This window comes from Pseudonocardia sp., from assembly GCF_025965585.1.
In the GTDB taxonomy this organism is placed as follows: Bacteria; Actinomycetota; Actinomycetes; order Mycobacteriales; family Pseudonocardiaceae; genus Pseudonocardia.
The window spans coordinates 19451-40792 of record NZ_JAOPWR010000547.1 but is presented as its reverse complement, the minus strand read 5'-3'; the positions used below and the strand labels follow the sequence as shown (position 1 = coordinate 40792).

The window sequence follows — 21342 nt, the reverse complement described above, 5'->3', positions numbered from 1 at the left end:
ACGGCCTGGCCGACATGGACCGGCTGATCGCCGACAACCCCGGTGTCGGCGGGATCTTCCTGAACACGATGCCGGTGAAGTTCATCGAGCCGCGCGACGTCAGCGACGCGGTGCTGTACCTGGCGAGCGACGAGTCGCGCTACGTCACGGGCCTGTCCCTGACGGTGGACGCGGGCAACACCATCCGCTGACGACACGACGGGTGGGCATGATCGGTGGTTCGGGACGCGGAGCCGCACCACGCACCGTCGGCGGTCCCGAACCAGTGATCATGCGCGGGGTCGGGAGGCCGTGATCGTCGAGTGGGGACGTGCGGCCGCGCCACCTGCGGTTGCACGTCCCGAGGTGGTGATCACGGCGGCTCGGGCGATCCCGGCGGTGAGCAGCCTCGCCCGGCGCACCCTGCGCACGCGCTGGGACGGCGGTCAGATGCGGGTCGAGCCAGGCCGGGTGGGCTGGGGTCGGGGGTCCTGCGGTTCGGGTCGCGCCAGGCCCGGGTCGGACCAGGTCGGTGTCGCGCAGGGCCGTGCACCGTTCGTCCGGGGCCCGTGAGGTGATCATCAGGGCTGTCCGATCGTGAACCGGCAGCCCTCAGCGGCATCTCACGGCAGGAGGGACTCGATCTCCTCCCCGCCGTAGCCCAGCGACTCGAGGAGCTCCCGCGTGTGTTGGCCCGCTCGCGGGGGAGGGGCGACGGTGCCGCGCGCGTGGCCGTCCCATCGGATCGGGGCGTCCACCGACTCGACGCCCGCGCCCTCGACACGCAGCCATGCCCCGGTGGCTCGGGCCTGAGGGTCGTCGAGGACCTCGGCGGCGTTCTGGATCGGGGCCCAGAACACGTCGTGCTCGTCGAAGACCTTCGACCAGTGGTCGAGGGGCCGGGCGGCGAACGCCTCGTCCAGGATCGCGACGACCTCGACGCGGTTCTTCGTCAGCGCGCGGGCGCCGGCGAAGCGCTCGTCGTCGCGGAGGTCGTCGCGGCCGATCGCGGCCAGCACCTTGGGCACCTGCCGGCCCGCCTCGACACCGACCAGGAAGAACCAGCGGTCGTCGGCGGTGCGGTATGAGTTGTACATCGGGGTGGGGCACTTCTCGCGCGGGTACGGCGGCCGCGGCCGCCCGCCCATCGCCTGCGTGCCCAGCTCCCCGGCCAGCGCCCACATGCCGGTGCGCTGCAGCGACGCCTCCACCATGCGGCCGAGCCCGGTGGTCGCCCGCTCCACGAGCGCCGCGCTGATGCCGGCGACGGCGGCCATCGCGGTGAACGTGTCGCCGATGCCGGTCCACATCGCGGCGGGCGGGGTGCCCTGGGTGGTGATCGCGTTGGCGACGCCCGCACGGGCGAAGAAGCCGGCGAGGTCGTAGCCGGCGCGCTCCTGGTCGGGGCCGCCCCAGCCGTAGGCGCTGAGCGAGCAGAAGACGAGCCTCGGGTACTGCTCGCGGACCTCGGCGGGGGAGAGGCCCAGCCGTTCCAGGGCGGACGGGCGCAGGTTGGACAGCAGCACGTCGGCGTCGGCGAGCAGCCGGCCGAGCACCTCGCGGCCCGCTTCGCTGCGGACGTCCAGCTCGATCGAGCGCTTGCCCCGGTTCGCCGAGGTGAATGCGCCGTTGGGGGCGTCGGGGTTGGCGCCCGCGGATCCCCAGATGGTGCGCATGGGCTCGCCGCCGGGCGGTTCGATCTTGACGACGTCGGCGCCCCAGTCGGCGAGCACACCGCCCGCGGCGGGGGCGGCCATCCAGTGCCCCAGCTCGACGACCCGGATCCCGGCCAGAGGAGCCGGCGCCGCAGCCCCGGGTGCGCCCGTCGCCGGCCCACCGCCGGAGGCCGTCGTCTTCGGCCCACCGCCGGAGGCCGTTGTCTTCGGAGCGCCCGTCGTCGACGCTCCACCTTCGGCCGCGGTCATCGGGCCACCGTCGGTACCACGACGACGTCCACGCGCTCCGGCCCGCGAGTCTGGCCACCGCTCCACTCGATGTTCTCCGGGTCGGTGAGCCGGAAGTGCGGCATCACCCGCAGCCACTCCTCGATGGCGATGCGCAGCTCGAGGCGCGCGAGGTTGGACCCGAGGCAGCGGTGCGCGCCGGTGCCGAACGTCAGGTGCCGGTTGCGCTTGCGGTCGATCTGCACCTCCTCGGGCGCGTCGAACACCTCCGGGTCCCGGTTCGCCGCCCCGAACGGAAGGATCACCCGCTCCCCGGCGTGCACGCAGCGCCCGTGCAGCTCGACGTCGGACGTGGAGATCCGCCCGACCGTCACCGGTGCGTACGCGCGCAGGAACTCCTCGACGGCCGTGGCCATCAGGGCGGGCTCGGTGAGCAGGCGCCTGCGGTCGTCGTCGTGGGTGGCGAGGTGCCAGATCGACGAGCCGATGGCGCTCCACGTGGTGTCGGCGCCCGCGATGAGCACGAGGAACGCCGAGCCCAGCTTGTGCTTGCGCGAGAGCGGCACACCGTCCATCTCGGCGTCGACGAGGTAGCTGATGAGGTCGTCACCGCGATGCTCGGTGCGCTCGGTGAGGAGCCCGTCGAGGTAGGCGATGATCTCGCGGACGACCTCGGCCCGCACGGCCTGGTCGCGCCCGCCGATGCGGATCATCCGCACCATCCACTCGGAGAACCTCCCGCCCGGCGGCACCCCGAGCAGCTCGGTGAGCACGGCCAGCGTGAGGTGCTCCGCGTAGTCGCCCACCGCGTCCCCGCCGCCGCCCGCGGCGATGTCCTCCGCCAGGGTTCGCGCCTGCGTGCGGATGAACTCCTCGTACGCCGCGGTGCGGGCGGGCAGGAAGTACGGCATGAGGACGTCGCGTTCGCGCTTGTGCTGCGGCGGGTCGGACGTCAGCGGGGGCAGCAGCAGCCCGCCCGCCGACTCCAGCGGCCCCGCCACCTCCACGGCACGGGACGAGAACTGCTCGGCGTTGCGCGCGGCGTCGCGGATGTCCTCGAAGCGCGTGAGCATGAACGAGCCGCCCCACTCCTCGGTGTGGGCCACGGGGCAACCGCTCGCGCGGGCCGCCTCCCACATCGGGGCGGGATCGTTGCGGTACTCGGGGGAGAAGAGGTCGAACCCATCCGTGCCCACCACTGGCGCCTCGGTCATGGCCAATACTCTACGTCAAAGGTGACTGAGTGTCGAGTCATGTACGGTATTGCGCATGACCACGTTCGATGTCGTCGACCCGTCGACCGGCGAGGTATTCGCCCAGGCCTCCGACTGCAGTGCGCAGCGACTGGACGACGTGATGGCCGCCGCGCACGCGGCCCGCGACTGGGGCGAGGACGACGCGGTGCGGGTCGCGGCACTGGTCGCCGCCGCCGACGCGGTGCTGGCCGCGCAGGACGAGCTGGCCCCACTGCTGGCCCGCGAGCAGGGCAAACCGCTGAAGGCGGCCGCGTTCGAGGTGGCCGAGACCGCCCGCTGGCTGGGCGCGAGCGCGGAGCTGGGCCTGCCGCGCGAGGTGGTGCAGGACGACGAGCGCGGGTACGCCGAGGTCGTGCGCCGTCCGCTCGGGGTGGTCGCGGCGATCACGCCGTGGAACTTTCCGTTGCTGCTGGCCGGCTGGAAGCTCGGGCCCGCCCTGCGCGCGGGCAACACCGTGGTGCTCAAGCCCTCGCCGTTCACGCCGCTGTCGACCGTCCGGCTGGGCGAGGTGATCGAGCGCGTGCTGCCGCCCGGCGTCGTCACGGTCGTGAGCGGTGGCGACGAGCTCGGCGCGTGGATGACGGCACACCCGCTCGTCCGGAAGATCAGCTTCACCGGGTCGGTGGCCACCGGCAAGCGCATCGCCGCCGCGGCCGCGCCCGATCTCAAACGCCACACCCTGGAGCTGGGCGGCAACGACGCCGCGATCGTCCTCGACGACGCCGACGTCGGTGCGCTCGCGCGCGACCTGTTCTGGGGCGCGTTCATCAACAACGGCCAGATCTGCGCCGGCATCAAGCGCGTCTACGTGCCCGAGTCCCTCCACGACGAGCTGGTCGACGCCCTGGCCGAGCGTGCGAAGGCTGTCCGCGTCGGGGCCTGGGACGAGCCGAGGGTCCAGCTCGGCCCGATCAACAACCGCCCCCAGTTCGAGCGCGTCCGCGGCCTCGTCGACGACGCCCTGGCCCATGGCGCCACGGCCGTCACCGGCGGCGCCCCGCTCGACCGCCCCGGCTACTTCTTCGCCCCGACGATCCTCACCGGCGTCGCGGAGGGCGTTCGCATCGTCGACGAGGAGCAGTTCGGCCCCGCGCTGCCGGTCATGCCCTACCGGACCGTCGACGAGGTGGTGGATCGCGCCAACGTCACATCGTTCGGGCTCTCGGGATCGGTGTGGGGCACCGACACCGACCGTGCGTCTGACGTAGCGTCCCGGATCGACTCCGGCGTCGTCTTCGTCAACGATCACCTGACGTTGGAGCCGCACCTGCCGTTCGGCGGGGTGAAGTGGAGCGGGGTGGGTGTGGAGAACGGGCACTGGGGTCTCGAGGAGTTCAGCTCCCTGCAGGCGCGCTACCGGGCGCGCCGATGAGCGCCGTCCAGCCGGATGATCCGGCAGGCGACTGGACCGCGCCGGGCACGTACGAGGTCGCGCCGGGCGTCTACCGGATCCCGCTGCCGCTCCCGCAGGACGGGCTGCGCGCGGTGAACGTCTACGCCGTCCGCGACGGTGACGGGCTGGTGCTCGTCGACTCCGGCTGGGCCATCGTCGAGGCCCGCGACCTGCTCGAACGTTCCCTGAAAGCGCTGGACTGCAGCTTCGCCGACGTCCGCCGCTTCCTCGTCACGCACGTGCACCGCGACCACTACACGCTCGCCGTGACGCTGCGGCGCGAGTTCGGCATGCGCGTCAGCCTCGGCCGCGATGAGAGCGCGACGCTCGCCGCCGCCCAGGACCCCGAGTACGAGCCGTGGGGCGGCCTGCTCATTCAGCTGCACCGCGGCGGGGCCGACGCGCTCGGCCGCGAGATGCTGGCCACGGTCCCGTCGCAGCACGACGTGCGGGACTGGGACGGCCCCGACGACTGGCTCGACGCTCCCGGCACCGTGGAGCTGGACGGGGGCACCTGGGAGATGCACCCGACGCCCGGCCACACCCGGGGCCACGTGGTGTTCGTCGACCCGGCCCGTGACGTCATGTTCGCCGGCGACCACGTGCTGCCCCGGATCACGCCGTCCATCGGCTTCGAGCAGGCGCCGGCCGCGCTGCCGCTCGGCGACTACCTGCGGTCGTTGCGGCTGGTCCGGGAGCTGCCCGACCGGCGGCTGCTCGCGGCACACGGCCCGGCTGGCCCCAGCGTGCATGCACGCGTCGACGAGCTGGTGGAGCACCACGACACGCGGTTGTCCCAGGCCCGCGCGGCCATCGAGGCCGGTGCGAGCACCGCGGCCGAGGCCGCCCGGCTGCTGCGCTGGACGCGGCGCGAGCACCGCTTCGACGACCTCGACCTCTTCGGCCGCTGCCTCGCCGTCACCGAGACGATGGCGCACCTCGACGTCCTCGCCGCGGGCGGCACGCTGCGCCGCACGGACGAGGACGGCGTCCACCACTACGTGACGGGCCAATCCTCCCGGACCTGACGGCGCAGGATCTTGCCGCTCGGGTTCGTCGGCAGCGGCCCGGGGTGGAACCACCACCGGGTCGGCAGCTCGTGGTGGCCGAGTGATCCGGCGGCGTGGGCGCGCAGCGCGTCGGCGTCCGCCGGGCCCCGCAGGACGACGGCCGCGGCCACCTCCTCGCCCAGGTCGGCGTGGGGGAGTGCCACCACCGCGACCTCGACGACGTCGGGGTGGGCGAGCAGGGCGCGCTCGACGTTGGCGGCGGCGATGTTCTCCCCGCCGCGGATGATCACGTCCTTGCTGCGGCCGGTGACGTAGAGCCAGCCGTCGTCGTCGATGCGGCCGAGGTCGCCGCTGAAGATCCACCCGTCGGCGTCCGCGATGGGTGTGGCGTCGTTGAGGTACCCGCCGGTCATCGTCGGCGTGCGGGCGCCGATCTCCCCGGTGCCGTCGGCGTCGGGGAGACGGATCGTCAGCTCGACGACAGGCAGCGCCCTCCCGACCGCGCAGGGCCGTGACGTGATGTCGGCGCCGGAGCCCGCGGCCAGCACGCCCCCGGCCTCGGTGAGCCCGTAGAGGCTCCCCACCCGTGCCTTGACACCGGTGAACGACGTGGAGACGCGGGCGCGCAGCTCGGGGGATACGGCCGACCCGCCCATCGGCACCGACGAGACGCTGGACGTGTCGAACGACGCGAAGCCGGGATGGTCGAGCACGCGGGAGACCATGGTCGGGATCGAGCCCCAGACCCGGACGCGCTCCTGCTCGATGAGCCGCAGCACCTCGCCCGCGTCGAACTTCCCCTCCAGGAACACCATCCGCCCGCCCGAGAGCAGCGTGGTGATGCTGGTCTGGATGCCGGCCAGGTGGAACAGCGGCACCGACAGCATGCTGACCGTGCCGGGGTGGCTCACGGGCAGCTCATCGGGGAGGCGGCCGGTGAGCACCAGCAGGTTGTGGATGTTGGCCACGACGGAGCGGTGCGACATCAGCACGCCCTTGGCAGCGCCGGTGGTGCCGGAGCTGAACATGATCAGCGCCAAGTCGTCCTCGGTGACGGGCTGCAGCTCGAGCGGGGCGTCGGGTCCGTCCAGGTCGGTGAGCCGGACGGCGCCGGGAACGGCCCGGTCGGTCAGCACGAGCGACGGCTCCACCTGCTCGACGGCGAGGCCCACCTCCGCGTCGCTCCACCACGCGTTGCCCAGCGCGGCGACGGCGCCGAGGCACTGCAGCGCCCAGAACGCCACCACCCACTCGACGCTGTTGAAGCCCAGCAGCAGCACGCGGTCGCCCGGGCCGACCCCGCGGTCGCGCAGGCCGGCGGCGGCGCGGGCGACGAGGCGTTCCAGCTCGGCACCGGTGATCCGGCGGTCGCCCTGCACGAGCAGCTCGCGGTCGGGCCAGCGGCGGCGCTCCAGCAGCAGCTCGGCCACCGACCGCGGCCGCTGCGTGTAGACGAGGCAGGGGTGGCCGTCGACGGTGGAGCGCTCGACCTCGCGGCCCCAGCGGCCGCTCCGCACGTCAGGCATCGCGGTGGAGGGTCACGGCCTGCTCCGGGCAGTTGTCGACGGCGAGCTGGGCCCGCTCCTCGGACCCGGCGGACACCGTGCCGTCGCCGATCGCCGAGGCGTAGCCCTCGTCATCGATGTCGAACAGCTCGGGGGCCACCGCCGTGCAGCGGTTGTGGCCCTGGCAGAGCGTCGGGTCGACGGAGATCCTCATCGGGTGAACCTCGGTGCTCGCTTCTCCAGGAATGCCGCCACGCCCTCGGCGTAGTCGGGTTCGTTCATGAGCTTGCCGATCAGTGCCTTGCTCTCCTCGATGGCGGCCCGCGGGTCGTCGTGCAGGAGGTCGCCCCAGAGCTGGCGCTTGGCCGTGGTCACCGCGGTCGGGGACATGGCCGCCATCCGGTGGGCGTAGTCGTGGACGTGGGTCTCGAAGTCCCCTGCGGGCAGCACCCTGTTGAAGAAGCCCATGCGTTCGAGCTCCTCGGCCAGGATCACGCGGCCCGACAGCACGATGTCGGCGGCGTGGGTCATGCCGACCAGGCGGGGCAGGATCCAGGACAGCCCGTACTCGGCGGGCAGGCCCAGCTTCGGTGCCGCCGTGGTGACCTTCGCGCCCGCGACGGCGAAGCGGATGTCGCAGAACGCGGCGAGCGCCACGGCGATGCCGGCGCAGGCCCCGTTCACCGCGGCGATCATCGGGACGCGCATGCCCAGCTGCCAGGTCATGTCGGCGTCGAACTCCGGGCGCACGCCGTAGCCGGGGTTCTCGGCCTCCTTCGACAGCGCCGGGTCGTAGTGCTCGGCGGTGACGTAACCGGAGAGGGCCTTGGGATCGGCGCCGATGCAGAACGTGGTGCCCGAGCCCGTCAGCACGATGACGCGCACGGCCGGGTCGTCGTCGAGATGCTTGCAGATCCACCGGTACTCGTCGTGCATCCGCCCGGTCCAGGAGTTGCGACGCTCGGGCCGATGCAGCCACACGGTGGCGACGCCGTCGTCGTCGACGGCGTAGCGCGTCACCTTCAGCTCCATGGCAGAAGTATTACACAGATGGATACTGAGTTCGAGATGTTGTAGATTATTGGCCATGGACGACGACGCGGTGCTTCTCGAGAGAGACGGCGCCGTCGCGCGTCTCGTGCTCAACCGCCCCGCCAAGCACAACGCGCTGCGCTTCGACGATCTCGACCACCTCGTGGAGCTGCTGCACGAGGCCGAGGACGACGACGACATCAGGGTGATCGTGCTCAAGGGTCGCGGCCGATCGTTCTGCGCCGGCCACGACTACGACGACGCCGTGCGTTCCTACGGCCTCGACCCGGGCGCCGGCGGGAAGCCCCCGCGGCGGCCGAGCCAGCGGTCCCGGCTGCGGCGCGACCGTCGCCTCGGCGAGGCCTACATGGCGTTCCACTACGCGGCGAAGCCGGTGATCGCCCAGGTCCAGGGCGTGTGCACGGGCGCGGGGCTCTACCTCGTCGAGCTGGTGGACCTCGCGATCGCCGCCGACACCGCCCGCTTCAGCCACGCCGAGCAGCGCTTCGGGCTGGCCGGCAACACCTGGCACCTCAACACGCAGATCCTCATGTACGGCGCCAAGAAGGCTCGCGAGCTGCTGCTGCTCGGCGAGGAGTTCAACGGGGCGGACGCCGTCGAGATGGGGCTGGCCAACCGCTCGGTGCCCGAGGAGGAGCTGGAGTCCACGGTGGAGGAGTGGGCGCGGCGCATCGCCCAGCATCCGCGTGACGCGCTCGTCACCGGCAGGGCTCTGCACACCATGGCGCTCGACAGCCTCGGCGGCACCCAGCAGTTCCTGCGTGGGGCCGTCGGTCACACGCTCGGCACCAACCTGCGCTTCGAGGACGACGAGTACAACTTCCTGCGCGAGCGCGGGAAGCGGGGCACCCGGGACGCGTTCGCCGATCGCGACCGGCACTACCGAGAAGGACCTCGGGAGACCTGACCCGGGCGTGGCTCGTTGTGGCCGACCCTGTCGTGTCCCACGATGGGGTGATGGACGACGTGCCCGGCCCCGACGCCCGCACGGCGGCGCTGCAGGAGGAGCTCCGGGGCCGCCACGCGTCGCTGGGGCGGCTGGCCGACGGAGACGTGGACCGGCCCGAGGTGGACGCCCTCTTCGATCTGACCGCGCAGCTCCTCGATGCCGAGCAGCATGCCGACGAGCGGCGGGAGGACGTGAACGCGGGGATCACCCATCGGATCGTCGCCGGCACCGTCCTGGCGCTCGTCGTCGCCGCGGCCGCGATGCTGGTCGCCGGCCTCACCGGCGGCTGGCTCCACCTGTGGGGCGCCGTCGGGGTGGCGCTGGTGGTGGTCGTCGCGGTCGTGCTCGCCGCGGCGGACCTGATCGGCCCCCGCCCCGGCAGCCTGACCGGGCGGCTCGACGCGGGGGCGTGCCTCGTCGGCGGTGCTGCGCTGCTCGTCGCCGCGGCCGGGGTGCTGCCCTGGTGGGGAGTCGCGATCGCACTGGTGCTCGCGGCGGTCGCCGTCGCGCACTGCCTCGGCCTGCTGCCGGACCTGACGCGCCGCCCGGCGGGGGAGAGCTGAGTGGCGGACAAGGAGATCACCGCCCTGCAAGGGAAGATCAAGAACTTGGAGCGCAGCCTCGCGGCGTCAAGCGGGGAGGTCGGCAGGCGCAACGCCGGCGCCTCGGCCGACCTGACCCGGGTGTCGGGGGAGCTGGCGAGGGCCCGGTCCACGATCAAGGAGCTGGAGCGCCGGATCGAGGACGCCGAGAGCCGCATCGCGGACGAGGTTCGGGCCCGTCACGAGACCGCGCAGCGCCACGAGCGGCAGATCTCCGAGCTCCGGGCCCGCTACGAGGAGATGGATCGGCGCCTGCGCCTGCAGGCCGGCCACGAGGTCGCCGTGCTGGACGCCCGCGACGACGGCCTGGCCGACCTCGCCGCCGCCGTCCGCCGCGCGGCGGACCTGCGCTCGCACCACCTCCCGGACGCGGAACGGGTCCGTCTCAAGGGTCGTGTGGATGCCTGGCCGGCGCGGGAACGCGCCCGCAGGGACAAGCGGCTGCGCGCGCTGGCCCTGAGCGCGCGGCTGGCGGCCACGCCTGTCGGCGAGGCCGGTCATCGCGCCGCGGCCGAGGGCTTCCTCGCGCTGCGCCACGAGCTCGCCGAGCTGGACGCCGACCGGGACGCGGCGCGCGCGGAAGCGGAGGACGCGGCCGACCGCATCGCGGCCGACGACAGGCTCCGCGGCACCGACGCGCCGGACCTCGAAGCCGGGGTCCGGGCCGAACGAGGGATCCACGACGTGGCGCGGCAGCGAGTGGGCGACGCCGTGGCCCGGGAGGCGCTGTTCCCGCAGTGGTTCGTGTCCGCGCTGGGGGACCCGGCGCGTGGTGCCACCGGGCGCTGGGTCGAGGCCGCCGCGTCGCTGGTGGCCTACCGGATCACCTACGCGATCGACGACGAGGTGGCGGCGCTCGGCCCCGGCCCGGGCCCGCAGTGGCCGGGGCCGCCTGCAGCCCTGGTCCGCGCGGGCCCCCGTGCCGCCGCCGCAGCCCGACTCGCGCACCACGTCGTAGCGACTCGCGTCCCATCGGGTTCGACTCGCGGGGTCAGCCGCGGAGGAACGCTCCCACAAGTGCGTTGAACTCCGCGGCCCGCTCGATCTGGGTCCAGTGCCCACAGCGGGCGAAGACGTGCAGGTCGGCGTTGGGCAGGAGCTGCACCATCGTCCACGCGACCTCGGGGGAGACCACGGAGTCCTCCCGGCCGTGCACCAACAGGCTGGGCGTGGTGATCGCGCGGGCCTGCTCCTCGGTCATGCCGAGCTCGTTGCCGGCATGGCGGGGGTCGAAGAACATGGCCCGGTAGGCGTCGTAGGTCTCCACGCTGGCCTCGTACCGGATGCGCACCAGCTCGTCGGTGATGATCGACTTGTCGATCGCGAAGTGGTCGAGCAGCAGGGTCCGCATGTTCTCCGGGGACGGCTCGTACGCCCGCAGCGCCTTGAGCCCCTCGGTGATCACCATGCCGACGCCGGGCGCGCCCATCAGCACCATGCGGCTGACGCGGTCCGGGTACCGCCCGGCGAGGTCGAGGGAGATGCGCCCGCCCAGCGAGTTGCCGACGAACGCCGCCCGCTCGATGCCCAGGGCGTCCATGAAGCCGACGACGTGGTCGGTCCAGGTCCGCAGCGAGTAGACGACGTCGTCGGGACGGGACGTGGCGCCGTAGCCGACGATGTCGGGCGCCAGCACGCGGAACTCGCCCGACAGCCCGGGGATCGTGTGCTGCCAGTTGGCGTACGCCGAGACACCGGGGCCCGAGCCGTGCAGGAGCAGGACGGGGTCGCCCGCGCCTTCCTCCAGGTAGAAGGTGTCGATGTCCCCCACGGCGACCCTCACTTGTACACCGCGAAGCACTTGTTGGAGTTGAAGACGTCGGTGGTGACGAACGTCGACCAGTCCAGTGGCATGCCCAGCTCCTTCATGGCTCCGACCAGGCAGAACCAGTTCAACATCTCGTGCTGGCCGGCGTCGACGACGTCGGCGCCGGTGACGGCCCGCCAGGTGTCGGTGTCGCCGGCGACCAACGCGTCGTAGAGGCGCTGGTCGGCCGCCGTGTCGGGCCGCAGGTGCCAGTCCTTGTCCACGAGGAACGCGTGCGACCAGCTCGACGACGCCACGAGCGCCACCCGCTTGTCGCCCGCGGCGAGCGTGCGGGCGACGGCGGCGCCGAGGTCCATGCAGCGCGCGGGCGTCGGGCCGATCGGGTCGAGCTGCTCGGCCGAGATGTCGGCGAACCGGGCGAGGCCGCCCTGCCGGGCGATGGCGTGCTGCCCGTAGCAGTTCACGGTGATCGGAATGATCTTGTAGGGGAACTCGGTCCCCGCGTGGTCGTAGTCGAGGAACATCTGGGTGTTGCCGATGGCGTGCGGGAACGGCGCGCCCTCACGCTTGGCGTAGGAGTAGGCGACGTCGAACCCGGCGTTCAGCAGGCCGTCGGCCAGCTCCCGGGAGGCCCGCGCGTCGCCGTGGAGGGTGAACGTGGTGTCGTCGGGCATGCCCCACGCGTTGGGGCTGCCGCGCTCGGTCATCAGCTCGAAGGGGTGCACCTCTGTCCTGCCGTAGGCGAGCACGCAGAACGGCGGCACGACCTCCTCGCGGAAGTTCTCGTACTGGTCGTCGCCCCACACGAGCACGACGTCGGGCCGGAACTCGTCGAGCTCCTTGCGGCACCGCGCCAACCCCTCGACCAGCGCGGCGCGGTGGTGCGCGGCGGCGGCCACCCCGCCGTCGTCACCCCACTCCCGCTGCATCAGCGGTGGCCAGCTGGTCGGGTCCTTGACCGCATCCGGGATGTCCGGATCGGTCAACGTCCAGCGCAGCAACCCGGCCATGTGCTCGTCGGTGCCCGCCAGCAGGGGGTAGTGGGTGATGCCGAGGCCGAGAAACTCCGCCATGACCGCCTCCTCGCGCTCGACGCCGAGCCTAGGCAATCCTGCATACGGGATTCAAGAGGTGGCGCGGACCAGGTCCTCGCGGTGGAGGTCCATGAGCTTGGTGAGCGCCTCCCGGTCGCGCTCGCGGATGGCGGCCACGATCTCGGCGTGCACCTCGATGTTGCGGCCGTACATCTCCTCGTGGCCGGGCAGCAGCTCGGCACGGGTCAGCGTGCCGGTGATGATCGCGGCGATCGCCTCGTACATCCCCGCCAGCACCGGGATCCGTGCCGCGCGCGCGACGGCCCGGTGCAGGCGCAGGTTCGCCTCCAGGTAGGCGCGCGCGTCGGCGGCGCCGCGCATCTCCTCGACCGCCCACTCCATGTCGCGCACGTCCGAGGGGCCGGCGCGGTCCAGTGCGACCGAGGTCAGGACGTCCTCGAGGTGCGTGCGCGCCTCGAACAGATCGACGGGATCGGTGCCCGATCCGGAGAACCACAGGTCCAGCGCGCCGAGCCGGACCTGCGGCGGTCGGCTCGCCACGAACACCCCGCCGCCGGGCCCGGGCCTGACGACGACGAGCCCGCGGTCGCGCAGGATGCGCAGCGTCTCGTTCATGACGGTCGGGCTGACGCCGTGGCGCTCCATGAGGTCGGTGCGCCGCCCCAGCGAGGTGCCCACGGGTGTGCGCGCGGCGAGCAGCTCGTCCTCGATGGCGGTGGCCACCTGCTGGGCACGCGAGGTCATGGCGGACAGCGTAGGGCAATCTCTTGAATTCCTGTATGCAGGATTGTTAGCGTGGCCGCCCGGACGTCGACGTCGGAGGGTGAGCCGTGGTGGTTCCCGAGGGCATCATCGATGTCCACACGCATGCGATGGCCGACCGGCTCCCCGACCTCGCCGCGCATCCCGGCGAGTGGCCGTCGGTCGAGCGGTACTCGGAGACGAACGCGCGCATCATGCGGAACGGCGCCGTGTACCGGGAGATCGACGACCGTTGCTGGTCCGCCGCCCGCCGCCTGCGTGACATGGACGCCGAGGGCGTGGCCGCGCAGGTCGTGTCGCCCATCCCCGTGACGCTGTGCCACGAGCAGCCCGCCGACGGCGCCGCGGTGCTCGCCGCGGCGCAGAACGACTTCCTCGCCGACCTCGTCGCGCAGGCCCCCGGCCGGCTGTTCGCGCTCGGTGCCGTGCCGCTGCAGGACCCGCAGCGGGCCGTCGCGGAGCTCCTGCGCTGCGTCGACGAGCTGGGCTTCCTCGGGGTCGAGATCGGCACGCGCGTGGGGGACGTCGAGCTGAACGACCCGGTGCTCGACCCGTTCTTCGACGCCGCCGCCGACCGCGGCGCGTTCGTGCTGGTGCACCCGGTCGACCTCACGCTCGACCCGCGGCTCGCGAAGCTGGGCATCGGGTTCGGACTCGGCATGCCCGTCGAGACCGCCACCGCGGCTGCCGGGCTGCTCACCGGCCGCCCGCGCCGTCCCGGGATGCGGCTGTGCCTGGCCCACGGCGGGGGAGCGCTGCCACAGATCCTGCCGCGGCTCGACCGCGGCATGGTGCTGGCCGGCCGCGGCGACGAACCCGCTCCCAGCGTCCGTGCGCGGGAGCTGTGGTGCGACTCGCTGACCTACGAGTCGGCCAGCCTCGACCTCTCCGTCACCCGTTTCGGGGCCGGGCACGTGCTGCTGGGCACCGACTACCCGTTCACGGCGCGGGAGTCGCCGCCCGGGGCGGTGCTCGACGGCGTCGACGCGTCCCTGGCCGCCGCGATCCGCCGCGACAACGCGCTGCCCCTCCTCGACCGCATCGGAGCGACCGCATGACCGTCATCGACGACAGGACCATCGACGACAGGACGGCCTGCGCTCTCGTCGAGGAGGACCACGAGCACCACCGCTTCCGGGTCCACCGCTCCACCATGACCTCGCCGGACGTGTTCGCGCTCGAGGTCGAGCGCATCTTCGGCCGCTGCTGGCTCTACGTCGGCCACGAGTCGGAGATCCGCGAGCCCGGCGACTACGTCCGCCGTCCGGTCGGCAGCCGCCAGGTGTTCATGGTGCGGTCCAAGGCCGGCGACGTGAAGGTCTTCCACAACACCTGCCCGCACCGCGGTGCGATGGTGTGCCGCAAGGACACCGGCAACGCCAAGGTCTTCCAGTGCTTCTACCATGCGTGGTCGTTCGACACGGAGGGCAAGCTCGTCGGGGTCCCGGACCGCGAGGCCTACGGCGACGGCCTCGACTTCGGCGCTCTCGGGCTGCGTTCGGTGGCGCGCGTGGAGAGCTACCGCGGGTTCGTCTTCGCGTGCTTCGACCCGGGTGTCGTCGGGCTCGTCGAGTACCTGGCGGGGGCAGCGGAGTACCTCGACCTCATCGTCGACGCCACGGGCGACGCCGAGATCATCACGGGCACCAACGCCTACGCCATCGACGCCAACTGGAAGCTGCTGGCGGAGAACAGCGTCGACGGCTACCACGCCGTGCCTACGCACGACACCTACTTCAAGTACCTCACGGCGCTGGGCACGAGCCTGGCCGGCGGTGTCGCCGGCACCGCCACGGCGCTGGGCAACGGGCACGCGGTGCTCGAGTACAGCGCGCCCTGGGGGCGCCCGGTGGCCAAGTGGGAGCCGCTGTTCGGCGAGGACGCGCGCGAGGAGATCAGCCGCATCCGTGCCGACCTCGTCGACCGCTACGGCGAGGACCGGGCCCGGCGGATGGCCGACACCAACCGCAACCTGCTCATCTACCCGAACCTCGTGGTCAACGACATCATGGCGATCACCGTGCGGACGTTCATGCCGACGTCGGCCGACCGCATGGAGGTCACGGCCTGGGAGCTGGCTCCGCGCGACGAGCTGCCGCAGCTGCGCCAGCGCCGGCTCGACAGCTTCCTCACCTTCCTCGGCCCCGGCGGGTTCGCCACGCCCGACGACATCGAGGCCCTCGAGTCGTGCCAGCAGGGGTTCCGCAGCGGCGGCATCGAGTGGAACGACATCTCGCGCGGCATGGCGCGCGAACCCGTGGCCAACGACGAGGAACAGATGCGAGCGTTCTGGCGCCGATGGAACGACGACATCACCGGGGACCCGCGATGACCGCCGTGCTCGGTGACCTGCACACCGTCACCCGTACCGAGGTGGAGGACTTCCTCTACACCGAGGCCGAGCTCCTCGACGACTGGGACCTCGACCGCTGGCTCGCCCTCTTCACCGACGACTGCCGGTACGTCGTCCCCTGCAACGACGCCCCGGACGGCGACCCGTCGCGCGACCTCGTCCTGGTCGACGACAACATGCTGCGACTGGCGTCGCGGGTGGAACGGCTCAACAGCCGCAAGGCCCACCGCGAGTACCCGCACTCGGCCACGAGCCACCAGGTGACGAACGTCCGGCTGCGTCCCGTCGAGAGGGACGAGCTGCCCGTCGTCGCGGAGTTCGTGGTGTGGCGCTTCCGCGGGGAGCGCTCCACGTCCTACGTCGGGCGCTACACCTACCGCCTGCGGAGGGTGGACGGACAGCTGCGGATCCGGTCCAAGCGCGCGGTGCTCATCATGACCTCGCTGCGCCAGGTCGCCGACGTCGCCATCATCCTGTGAGCGCGCCCCTGGCCGGACGCAGCGCGATCGTCACGGGCGGCGCCACCGGCATCGGGCTCGCGATCACGAAGCGCCTGCTCGCCGACGGCGCCGCCGTGCTCGTCGCGGCCCGGGACGACGCCGAGCTGAAGAACGCCCCGTCCGAGGCGTCAGGGTTCGCCGGCGACCTCGCGGCCCCCGGCACCGCCGACGCCCTGCTGGCCGCGGCGGTGGACGTGCTCGGCGGCGTGGACGTGCTCGTCAACAACGCCGGCGGCGGCGTCATCCGGCCCACGCTGGAGCACACCGAGGAGACGCTGCGGGCCACGATCGACAACAACCTCTGGACCACCCTGCGCTGCTGCCTCGCCGTGCTCCCGCACATGGTCGAGCGCGGCGGCGGGCGGATCGTCAACATCGGGGCCGAGTCCGTGCGCAACGGGCTCACCGACCACGCCGTCTACAACGCGGCCAAGGGCGGTGTGCACGCGCTCGCCACGGGGCTCGCGCGCGAGTTCGCCGGCAGCGGCGTGCTGGTCAACACCGTGGCGCCGTCCTACACGCGCACGCCCGAGCTCGGCGCCGCCCTGGACGCCGGGGCGATCCCGCCGCGGCTGGGCGTCGTGCTCGACGACGCCGTGGGTCTCATCCCGATGGGCCGCGGCGCCGAGCCTGACGAGGTGGCCGCCGTGGTCGCGTTCCTGGCCCGGCCGGACGCGTCGTTCGTGACGGGGCAGACGATCAGCGTCAACGGCGGCAGCAGCATGGGCTGAGCCACATCCGGGCCCTGTCCGGGCATGTTCGGGGGCCCGACCCGGTTGCGACGATCATGACGAGCTTGTTCGACCCCATCACGCTGCGTGGGCTCACGGTCCGCAACCGCATCTGGCTCGCGCCGATGTGCCAGTACGCCGTCGAGGCCCGGGACGGCGTCCCCACCGACTGGCACCTCGTCCACCTCGGCGCCCGGGCCACCGGCGGGTTCGGCCTGGTGATCACCGAGGCCAACGCCGTGTCGTCCGAGGGCCGGATCAGCCCCCAGGACGTCGGCATCTGGAACGACGAGCAGCAGGCCGCGTGGTCGCGCATCGTCGGGTTCCTGCACGCGCAGGGCGCCGCGGCCGGCACGCAGCTCGCGCACGCGGGACGCAAGGCGTCGACGTTCTCCCCGTGGCGGGGCGAGGGGACCGTGCCCGCGGCCGAGGGCGGCTGGGACGCGGTCGGGCCGTCGGCCGCGGCCTTCCAGGGGTACGCGGAGCCGCAAGCCCTGTCGGCCGAGGAGATCCGCGGCGTGGTGGACGACTTCGCCGCCGCCGCGCGCCGGGCCGACGCCGCTGGGTTCGACGTCGTCGAGCTGCACGGGGCGCACGGCTACCTGCTGCACCAGTTCCTCTCGCCGCTGGCCAACCACCGCACCGACACCTACGGCGGGTCCTTCGAGAACCGGACGCGGCTGATCGTGGAGGTCGTCGACGCCGTGCGCAGCGCCTGGCCCGCCGACAAGCCCCTGCTGGTGCGCCTCTCGGCCACCGACTGGGTCGAGGGCGGCTGGACCGTCGAGGAGTCGTGCGAGCTGTCGGCCGTCCTGAAGGAGCACGGCGTGGACCTGGTCGACGTCAGCTCCGGCGGCCTCGACGCGCGCCAGGAGATCACCGTCGGGCCCGGCTACCAGGTGCCCTTCTCCCACGACGTCCGCGCGAAGGCGGGCGTGGCCACCGGCGCCGTCGGCCTCATCACCGACCCGGCGCAGGCCCAGCAGATCCTCGACGACGGCGACGCCGACGTGGTGCTGTTCGCCCGCGCGGCCCTGCGGGAGCCGGCCTGGCCGCTGCGCGCCGCGCACGAGCTGGGCATCCCGGCGACGGACGCGCCCTACCCCGTGAACTACACGCGCGGCGCCTGGCGCTGACACCTGCCGAACGCACCCTCACGGTGGTCGTTGCCTGATCGCACCGCCGTGAGGGCGCACTCGCGCTCCCTCACCCCCGTGAGGGGAGTGCCGCTTCGAGGCGCTGATCCGATGATCGACTGGGCGTTGTCGTCGGTCGAACCGCGGAAACCCTCATCTCGCGCCGATCGAGCTCAGCCGACCGGCGTGAACCGGGCCGGCAGCCGCTTGATGCCGTTGATGAAGTTGCCCGCCAGGTACTCCGGCCGGCCCACCGTCAGGTCGGGCAGGCGGCTCAGCAGCTCGCGGAACAGCGCCGTGAGCTGCATGCGGGCCAGGTGGCTGCCCAGGCAGAAGTGCGGGCCCCCGCCGCCGAACCCGACGTGCGGGTTGGGGGAGCGGGTGATGTCGAAGCGCTCGGGATGGTCGAACGCCGTCTCGTCCTGGTTGCCCGAGCGGTAGAACAGCACCACCTTCTCGCCCGCGGCGATCGGCTGCCCGCCCACCACCGCGTCGACGCGGGCCGTGCGGCGGAACGTCAGCACCGGGCTGGCCCAGCGCACGAACTCCTCGGTGGCCGGGCCGATGCGGCCCTCGAAGTCCGCCAGCAGGAGCGCCTTCTGGTCCGGGTGCTCCTGCAGCGCGAGGATCGTGTGGGTCGCTGTCTGGCGCGTGGTGTCGTTGCCCGCCACGCAGAGCAGCACGAAGAAGGACGCGATCTCCTCCTCGGTGAGCGTCGCCCCGTTGATCTCCGCCCGGACCAGCGCGGTGATGAGGTCGTCGCGGGGCTCCGCCCGCCGGGCCTCCACCAGCTCGAACGCCACGGTGTGCAGCGTCATCAGGGCGTCGAGCAGCACGCCCATCGCGTCGCCGTCGCCGACGAACTCGGGGTCGTTCCAGCCGACCATCGCGTTGGCGGCGGCCGCGACCCGGTCGCGGTCGGCGTCGGCGATGCCGATCATCTCCGAGATCGTCCGGACAGGCAGGCGCGCGGAGACCTGTTCCACGAACTCGATCTCGCCGAGCGGGGCGATCGTGTCGACGATGCCCTTGGCCTGCCGGCGGATCTGGCCCTCGATCTTCGCGACGCGCCGCGGCGTGAACACCGAGCTGATCAGCTTGCGCTGCTCGACGTGCCGCGGCGCGTCCATCGCGAGCACGGAGTGTGCCGCCTCCAGGACGTCCTCGGGCACGTCCTCGAGCATGACGCCGCCGAACTCCTGCCCGGACGCGAACACGTCGGCGTTGCGGCTGACGGCCACGATGTCGGCGTTGCGCGTCAGGGCCCAGAAGCCCGGGTCCTCGTCGTTGGGCAGCAGCTCCGTCTCCGCGGGCCGGTGCCAGGAGATCGGACGCTCGCGGCGCAGCTGCGCGAACACGGCGTCGCGCTCGGCGGGGGTCTTCGCCCAGAACGCGAGCGAGGAGATGTCGAGGGGATCGTGGGGCCGGGTCCCGGGCGTGGTCATGGGAGCGGTCACCCCACCACGAGGTCGTCGCGGCCGTCGGCCCTGAGCCGCTCGACGTAGACGGGGAAGAGCTTCTTCGACAGCGGCGCGAGCTGCAGCAGCTTGGTGACGGTGCCGTCGACCTTCACCTTGCCCTTCGCCATCGCGAACGTCAGGTTGACCTTGCCCTGCCAGTAGGCGTTGGCGGTCTCGGTGCTCATCGTCATGGTCGCCTGCGAATCGGGTGCGGCGCCGTCCGCGACCTTGTGCACCTTGTGGCCGGGCAGGTCGATCACCAGGCCGCTGTCGGGCTCGGTGCACTGCATGCGCAGCACCAGACCGGTGGCCTCCAGTCTGGGCGCGAGGTCGGGATCCTCCAGCGCCGTCTCGAAGATGCCGCCGATGTAGCGGTACAGCTCGTCCTCGGATGTGAAACCTGGCACGCGTTCCTCCCGGCGTCGGGTCTTGAAGGTGGGGCGTAACGTAACCTACGTTACGGAAAACGCGAGCCCTCTCAGGAGACGACGATGACCACCACCGCTCCCGTGCCCGTGGAGACGTCCGGTCCGGACGTGCCGTCCCTCGTGGCGGGCCTGCGCGCCACGTTCGCGACGGGCCGGACCCGTGAGGTCGCCTGGCGCCTGGCCCAGCTCGAGGGCCTGGAGCGGATGGTGGCCGAGCGCGAGGACGACTTCGCCGCCGCGCTCGCCGCCGATCTCGGACGCCCGCGCGTCGACGCCTGGCTCGCCGACCTCGCGCCCAGCACGGCCGAGTCGGCGTTCGCCCGCAAGCACCTCAAGCGCTGGATGCGCAGCAAGCGCGCGGGGCTGCCGCTGTCGGTGCAGCCGGGCTCGGCGCGCTATGTCTACGAGCCGCTGGGCACCGTGCTGGTCATCGGCCCGTGGAACTACCCCGTGTACCTGACGCTCGCGCCGCTGGTGGCCGCGCTCGCCGCGGGCAACTGCGCGGTCGTCAAGCCGTCGGAGCACGCGCCCGCCGTCGCCGCGCTGCTGGCCGAGCTGCTGCCGGCCTACCTCGACCCGGACGCCGTCGCCGTCGTCACCGGCGGCCCCGACGAGACCCAGGAGCTGCTCGCGCAGGGCCTGGACCACGCGTTCTTCACCGGCAGCCCCGAGGTCGGTGCGCTGATCATGGCGGCCGCAGCGCCCACGCTGACGCCCGTCACGCTGGAGCTGGGCGGCAAGAGCCCGGTGATCGTCACGGCCGACGCCGACATCGACGTCGCCGCCAAGCGGATCGCCTGGACCAAGCTGATGAACTCCGGCCAGACCTGCATCGCCCCCGACTACGTGCTCGTCGAGGAGGCCGTGCGCGAGCGGCTGGTCGAGGGCATCGCCGCGGCCACCCGTGAGCTCCGCGGCGGCGCGTCCGACGGGCTGCGCATCGTCAACGCCCGGCAGGCCACGCGCATCGCCGGCCTGCTCGACGACCACGGCGGCCGCGTCACGCACGGCGGGCACGTGGACGTCGACGCGGCCGGTGGCCCGACGGGGGAGCCGACGATCGTCGTCGACCCGCGCCCCGACAGCCGCCTCATGCAGGAGGAGATCTTCGGGCCGATCCTGCCCGTCCTGACCATCGAGGACGTCGACACCGCGATCCGCTTCGTCAACGACCGGCCCAAGCCGCTGGCCGTCTACGTGTTCAGCCGCTCGAAGGCGGTGACGCGGAAGGTGACCGAGCAGGTCAGCTCCGGCGGCACGGTGATCAACCACCTGATGTTCCATGTGCTCGTACCACAGCTGCCGTTCGGAGGCGTGGGCCGCAGCGGCATGGGCGCCTACCATGGCCGCTGGGGGTTCGAGACGTTCAGCCACCGCAAGTCGGTGCTGACCAAGCCGACGCGTCCGGACCTCTCCCTGATCTACCCGCCGTACTCCGTCAAGGCCGAGAAGCTGCTGAGGAGATTCTTCTGATCACCCCGGAGCGGTACTTCGAGGC

At 72.5% G+C, this 21342-nt stretch carries 22 protein-coding genes; 12 read left to right on the top strand and 10 right to left on the bottom strand.

Annotated features, from left to right (window positions below; translation table 11 throughout):
- The coding region (locus JWR81_RS33900; protein WP_297662130.1) for an SDR family oxidoreductase at positions 1 to 191 on the top strand (191 nt) is incomplete at its 5' end.
- Between the two features lie 411 nt (positions 192 to 602).
- Here JWR81_RS33900 and JWR81_RS33895 read toward each other — a convergent pair.
- Both JWR81_RS33895 and JWR81_RS33890 read right to left on the bottom strand, forming a co-directional pair.
- Positions 603 to 1904, bottom strand: a complete 1302-nt coding sequence (locus tag JWR81_RS33895) for a CaiB/BaiF CoA-transferase family protein (RefSeq protein WP_297662127.1) — start codon at positions 1902 to 1904, stop codon at positions 603 to 605.
- Positions 1901 to 3097 (bottom strand): cytochrome P450, encoded by a 1197-nt coding sequence (locus JWR81_RS33890; RefSeq protein ID WP_297662124.1) that lies wholly within the window; start codon positions 3095 to 3097, stop codon positions 1901 to 1903. Before JWR81_RS33890 ends, JWR81_RS33895 begins: the two co-directional genes overlap by 4 nt.
- A 55-nt stretch (positions 3098 to 3152) precedes the next feature.
- On the opposite strand from JWR81_RS33890, the gene JWR81_RS33885 reads away from it, so the two are divergent.
- Both JWR81_RS33885 and JWR81_RS33880 read left to right on the top strand, forming a co-directional pair.
- Positions 3153 to 4511 (top strand): aldehyde dehydrogenase family protein, encoded by a 1359-nt coding sequence (locus JWR81_RS33885; RefSeq protein ID WP_297662123.1) that lies wholly within the window; start codon positions 3153 to 3155, stop codon positions 4509 to 4511.
- A complete protein-coding gene (locus JWR81_RS33880; RefSeq protein ID WP_297662121.1) occupies positions 4508 to 5560 on the top strand; it encodes an MBL fold metallo-hydrolase in 1053 nt (350 codons plus the stop codon). The genes JWR81_RS33885 and JWR81_RS33880 overlap by 4 nt, the downstream gene beginning before the upstream one ends.
- On the opposite strand, the gene JWR81_RS33875 is transcribed toward JWR81_RS33880, so the two are convergent.
- From JWR81_RS33875 to JWR81_RS33865, 3 genes are read right to left on the bottom strand one after another with little or no spacing between them, the layout of a single operon-like run.
- A complete protein-coding gene (locus JWR81_RS33875; protein ID WP_297662119.1) occupies positions 5530 to 7068 on the bottom strand; it encodes a class I adenylate-forming enzyme family protein in 1539 nt (512 codons plus the stop codon). The genes JWR81_RS33880 and JWR81_RS33875 overlap by 31 nt on opposite strands.
- Complete coding sequence (locus JWR81_RS33870; RefSeq protein WP_297662117.1) at positions 7061 to 7261, bottom strand: ferredoxin; 201 nt, start codon at positions 7259 to 7261, stop codon at positions 7061 to 7063. Before JWR81_RS33870 ends, JWR81_RS33875 begins: the two co-directional genes overlap by 8 nt.
- Positions 7258 to 8079 carry an enoyl-CoA hydratase-related protein gene (locus tag JWR81_RS33865; protein WP_297662116.1) on the bottom strand — a complete coding sequence of 274 codons (822 nt, stop codon included), beginning with the start codon at positions 8077 to 8079 and terminating at the stop codon, positions 7258 to 7260. The genes JWR81_RS33870 and JWR81_RS33865 overlap by 4 nt, the downstream gene beginning before the upstream one ends.
- A 55-nt stretch (positions 8080 to 8134) precedes the next feature.
- Here JWR81_RS33865 and JWR81_RS33860 point away from each other — a divergent pair, with 55 nt between their 5' ends.
- Genes JWR81_RS33860 through JWR81_RS33850 form a run of 3 tightly spaced genes read left to right on the top strand, consistent with a single transcriptional unit; the run spans position 8135 to position 10677 of the window.
- Positions 8135 to 9007: an enoyl-CoA hydratase/isomerase family protein gene (locus JWR81_RS33860; RefSeq protein ID WP_297662115.1), complete on the top strand. Its 873-nt coding sequence runs from the start codon at positions 8135 to 8137 to the stop codon at positions 9005 to 9007.
- Between the two features lie 50 nt (positions 9008 to 9057).
- A complete protein-coding gene (locus JWR81_RS33855; protein ID WP_297662113.1) occupies positions 9058 to 9612 on the top strand; it encodes a hypothetical protein in 555 nt (184 codons plus the stop codon).
- Positions 9613 to 10677 (top strand): hypothetical protein, encoded by a 1065-nt coding sequence (locus JWR81_RS33850; RefSeq protein ID WP_297662111.1) that lies wholly within the window; start codon positions 9613 to 9615, stop codon positions 10675 to 10677. It abuts the gene before it with no gap.
- Here the strand turns inward: JWR81_RS33850 and JWR81_RS33845 are convergent.
- From JWR81_RS33845 to JWR81_RS33835, 3 genes are read right to left on the bottom strand one after another with little or no spacing between them, the layout of a single operon-like run.
- Complete coding sequence (locus tag JWR81_RS33845; RefSeq protein WP_297662108.1) at positions 10643 to 11434, bottom strand: alpha/beta hydrolase; 792 nt, start codon at positions 11432 to 11434, stop codon at positions 10643 to 10645. The two genes, JWR81_RS33850 and JWR81_RS33845, sit on opposite strands and share 35 nt — an antisense overlap.
- A complete protein-coding gene (locus tag JWR81_RS33840) occupies positions 11431 to 12492 on the bottom strand; it encodes an extradiol ring-cleavage dioxygenase (RefSeq protein WP_297662106.1) in 1062 nt (353 codons plus the stop codon). The genes JWR81_RS33845 and JWR81_RS33840 overlap by 4 nt, the downstream gene beginning before the upstream one ends.
- Positions 12493 to 12543: 51 nt before the next feature.
- Positions 12544 to 13218 (bottom strand): FadR/GntR family transcriptional regulator, encoded by a 675-nt coding sequence (locus JWR81_RS33835; protein ID WP_297662104.1) that lies wholly within the window; start codon positions 13216 to 13218, stop codon positions 12544 to 12546.
- Positions 13219 to 13304: 86 nt separating this feature from the next.
- Here JWR81_RS33835 and JWR81_RS33830 point away from each other — a divergent pair, with 86 nt between their 5' ends.
- From JWR81_RS33830 to JWR81_RS33810, 5 genes are read left to right on the top strand one after another with little or no spacing between them, the layout of a single operon-like run.
- Positions 13305 to 14294, top strand: a complete 990-nt coding sequence (locus JWR81_RS33830; protein WP_297662097.1) for an amidohydrolase family protein — start codon at positions 13305 to 13307, stop codon at positions 14292 to 14294.
- Positions 14291 to 15568, top strand: a complete 1278-nt coding sequence (locus JWR81_RS33825; RefSeq protein ID WP_297662095.1) for an aromatic ring-hydroxylating dioxygenase subunit alpha — start codon at positions 14291 to 14293, stop codon at positions 15566 to 15568. Before JWR81_RS33830 ends, JWR81_RS33825 begins: the two co-directional genes overlap by 4 nt.
- Entirely contained in the window at positions 15565 to 16068 is a 504-nt protein-coding gene (locus tag JWR81_RS33820) for an aromatic-ring-hydroxylating dioxygenase subunit beta (RefSeq protein ID WP_297662093.1), read from the top strand. The genes JWR81_RS33825 and JWR81_RS33820 overlap by 4 nt, the downstream gene beginning before the upstream one ends.
- A complete protein-coding gene (locus tag JWR81_RS33815; RefSeq protein WP_297662091.1) occupies positions 16065 to 16820 on the top strand; it encodes an SDR family oxidoreductase in 756 nt (251 codons plus the stop codon). The genes JWR81_RS33820 and JWR81_RS33815 overlap by 4 nt, the downstream gene beginning before the upstream one ends.
- A 56-nt stretch (positions 16821 to 16876) precedes the next feature.
- Entirely contained in the window at positions 16877 to 17956 is a 1080-nt protein-coding gene (locus JWR81_RS33810; RefSeq protein WP_297662089.1) for an NADH:flavin oxidoreductase/NADH oxidase, read from the top strand.
- Positions 17957 to 18129: 173 nt separating this feature from the next.
- Here JWR81_RS33810 and JWR81_RS33805 read toward each other — a convergent pair whose 3' ends face one another.
- Together JWR81_RS33805 and JWR81_RS33800 are read right to left on the bottom strand one after the other, a co-directional pair.
- On the bottom strand, positions 18130 to 19401 hold the full coding sequence (locus JWR81_RS33805; RefSeq protein ID WP_297662087.1) for a cytochrome P450: 1272 nt from the start codon (positions 19399 to 19401) through the stop codon (positions 18130 to 18132).
- A gap of 8 nt (positions 19402 to 19409) precedes the next feature.
- Entirely contained in the window at positions 19410 to 19823 is a 414-nt protein-coding gene (locus JWR81_RS33800) for an SCP2 sterol-binding domain-containing protein (RefSeq protein ID WP_297662085.1), read from the bottom strand.
- Between the two features lie 84 nt (positions 19824 to 19907).
- Here JWR81_RS33800 and JWR81_RS33795 point away from each other — a divergent pair, with 84 nt between their 5' ends.
- Positions 19908 to 21317: an aldehyde dehydrogenase family protein gene (locus tag JWR81_RS33795; protein ID WP_297662083.1), complete on the top strand. Its 1410-nt coding sequence runs from the start codon at positions 19908 to 19910 to the stop codon at positions 21315 to 21317.
- The last annotated feature ends 25 nt before the right edge of the window (positions 21318 to 21342 follow it).

Excerpts from the sequence above, each read along its gene's own strand:
- JWR81_RS33895 (WP_297662127.1), bottom strand. The coding sequence starts at position 1,904 with ATGACCGCGGCCGAAGGTGGAGCGTCGACGACGGGCGCTCCGAAGACA.
- JWR81_RS33890 (WP_297662124.1), bottom strand. The coding sequence starts at position 3,097 with ATGACCGAGGCGCCAGTGGTGGGCACGGATGGGTTCGACCTCTTCTCC.
- JWR81_RS33885 (WP_297662123.1), top strand. The coding sequence starts at position 3,153 with ATGACCACGTTCGATGTCGTCGACCCGTCGACCGGCGAGGTATTCGCC.
- JWR81_RS33880 (WP_297662121.1), top strand. The coding sequence starts at position 4,508 with ATGAGCGCCGTCCAGCCGGATGATCCGGCAGGCGACTGGACCGCGCCG.
- JWR81_RS33875 (WP_297662119.1), bottom strand. The coding sequence starts at position 7,068 with ATGCCTGACGTGCGGAGCGGCCGCTGGGGCCGCGAGGTCGAGCGCTCC.
- JWR81_RS33870 (WP_297662117.1), bottom strand. The coding sequence starts at position 7,261 with ATGAGGATCTCCGTCGACCCGACGCTCTGCCAGGGCCACAACCGCTGC.
- JWR81_RS33865 (WP_297662116.1), bottom strand. The coding sequence starts at position 8,079 with ATGGAGCTGAAGGTGACGCGCTACGCCGTCGACGACGACGGCGTCGCC.
- JWR81_RS33860 (WP_297662115.1), top strand. The coding sequence starts at position 8,135 with ATGGACGACGACGCGGTGCTTCTCGAGAGAGACGGCGCCGTCGCGCGT.
- JWR81_RS33855 (WP_297662113.1), top strand. The coding sequence starts at position 9,058 with ATGGACGACGTGCCCGGCCCCGACGCCCGCACGGCGGCGCTGCAGGAG.
- JWR81_RS33840 (WP_297662106.1), bottom strand. The coding sequence starts at position 12,492 with ATGGCGGAGTTTCTCGGCCTCGGCATCACCCACTACCCCCTGCTGGCG.
- JWR81_RS33835 (WP_297662104.1), bottom strand. The coding sequence starts at position 13,218 with ATGACCTCGCGTGCCCAGCAGGTGGCCACCGCCATCGAGGACGAGCTG.
- JWR81_RS33825 (WP_297662095.1), top strand. The coding sequence starts at position 14,291 with ATGACCGTCATCGACGACAGGACCATCGACGACAGGACGGCCTGCGCT.
- JWR81_RS33820 (WP_297662093.1), top strand. The coding sequence starts at position 15,565 with ATGACCGCCGTGCTCGGTGACCTGCACACCGTCACCCGTACCGAGGTG.
- JWR81_RS33810 (WP_297662089.1), top strand. The coding sequence starts at position 16,877 with ATGACGAGCTTGTTCGACCCCATCACGCTGCGTGGGCTCACGGTCCGC.
- JWR81_RS33805 (WP_297662087.1), bottom strand. The coding sequence starts at position 19,401 with ATGACCACGCCCGGGACCCGGCCCCACGATCCCCTCGACATCTCCTCG.
- JWR81_RS33795 (WP_297662083.1), top strand. The coding sequence starts at position 19,908 with ATGACCACCACCGCTCCCGTGCCCGTGGAGACGTCCGGTCCGGACGTG.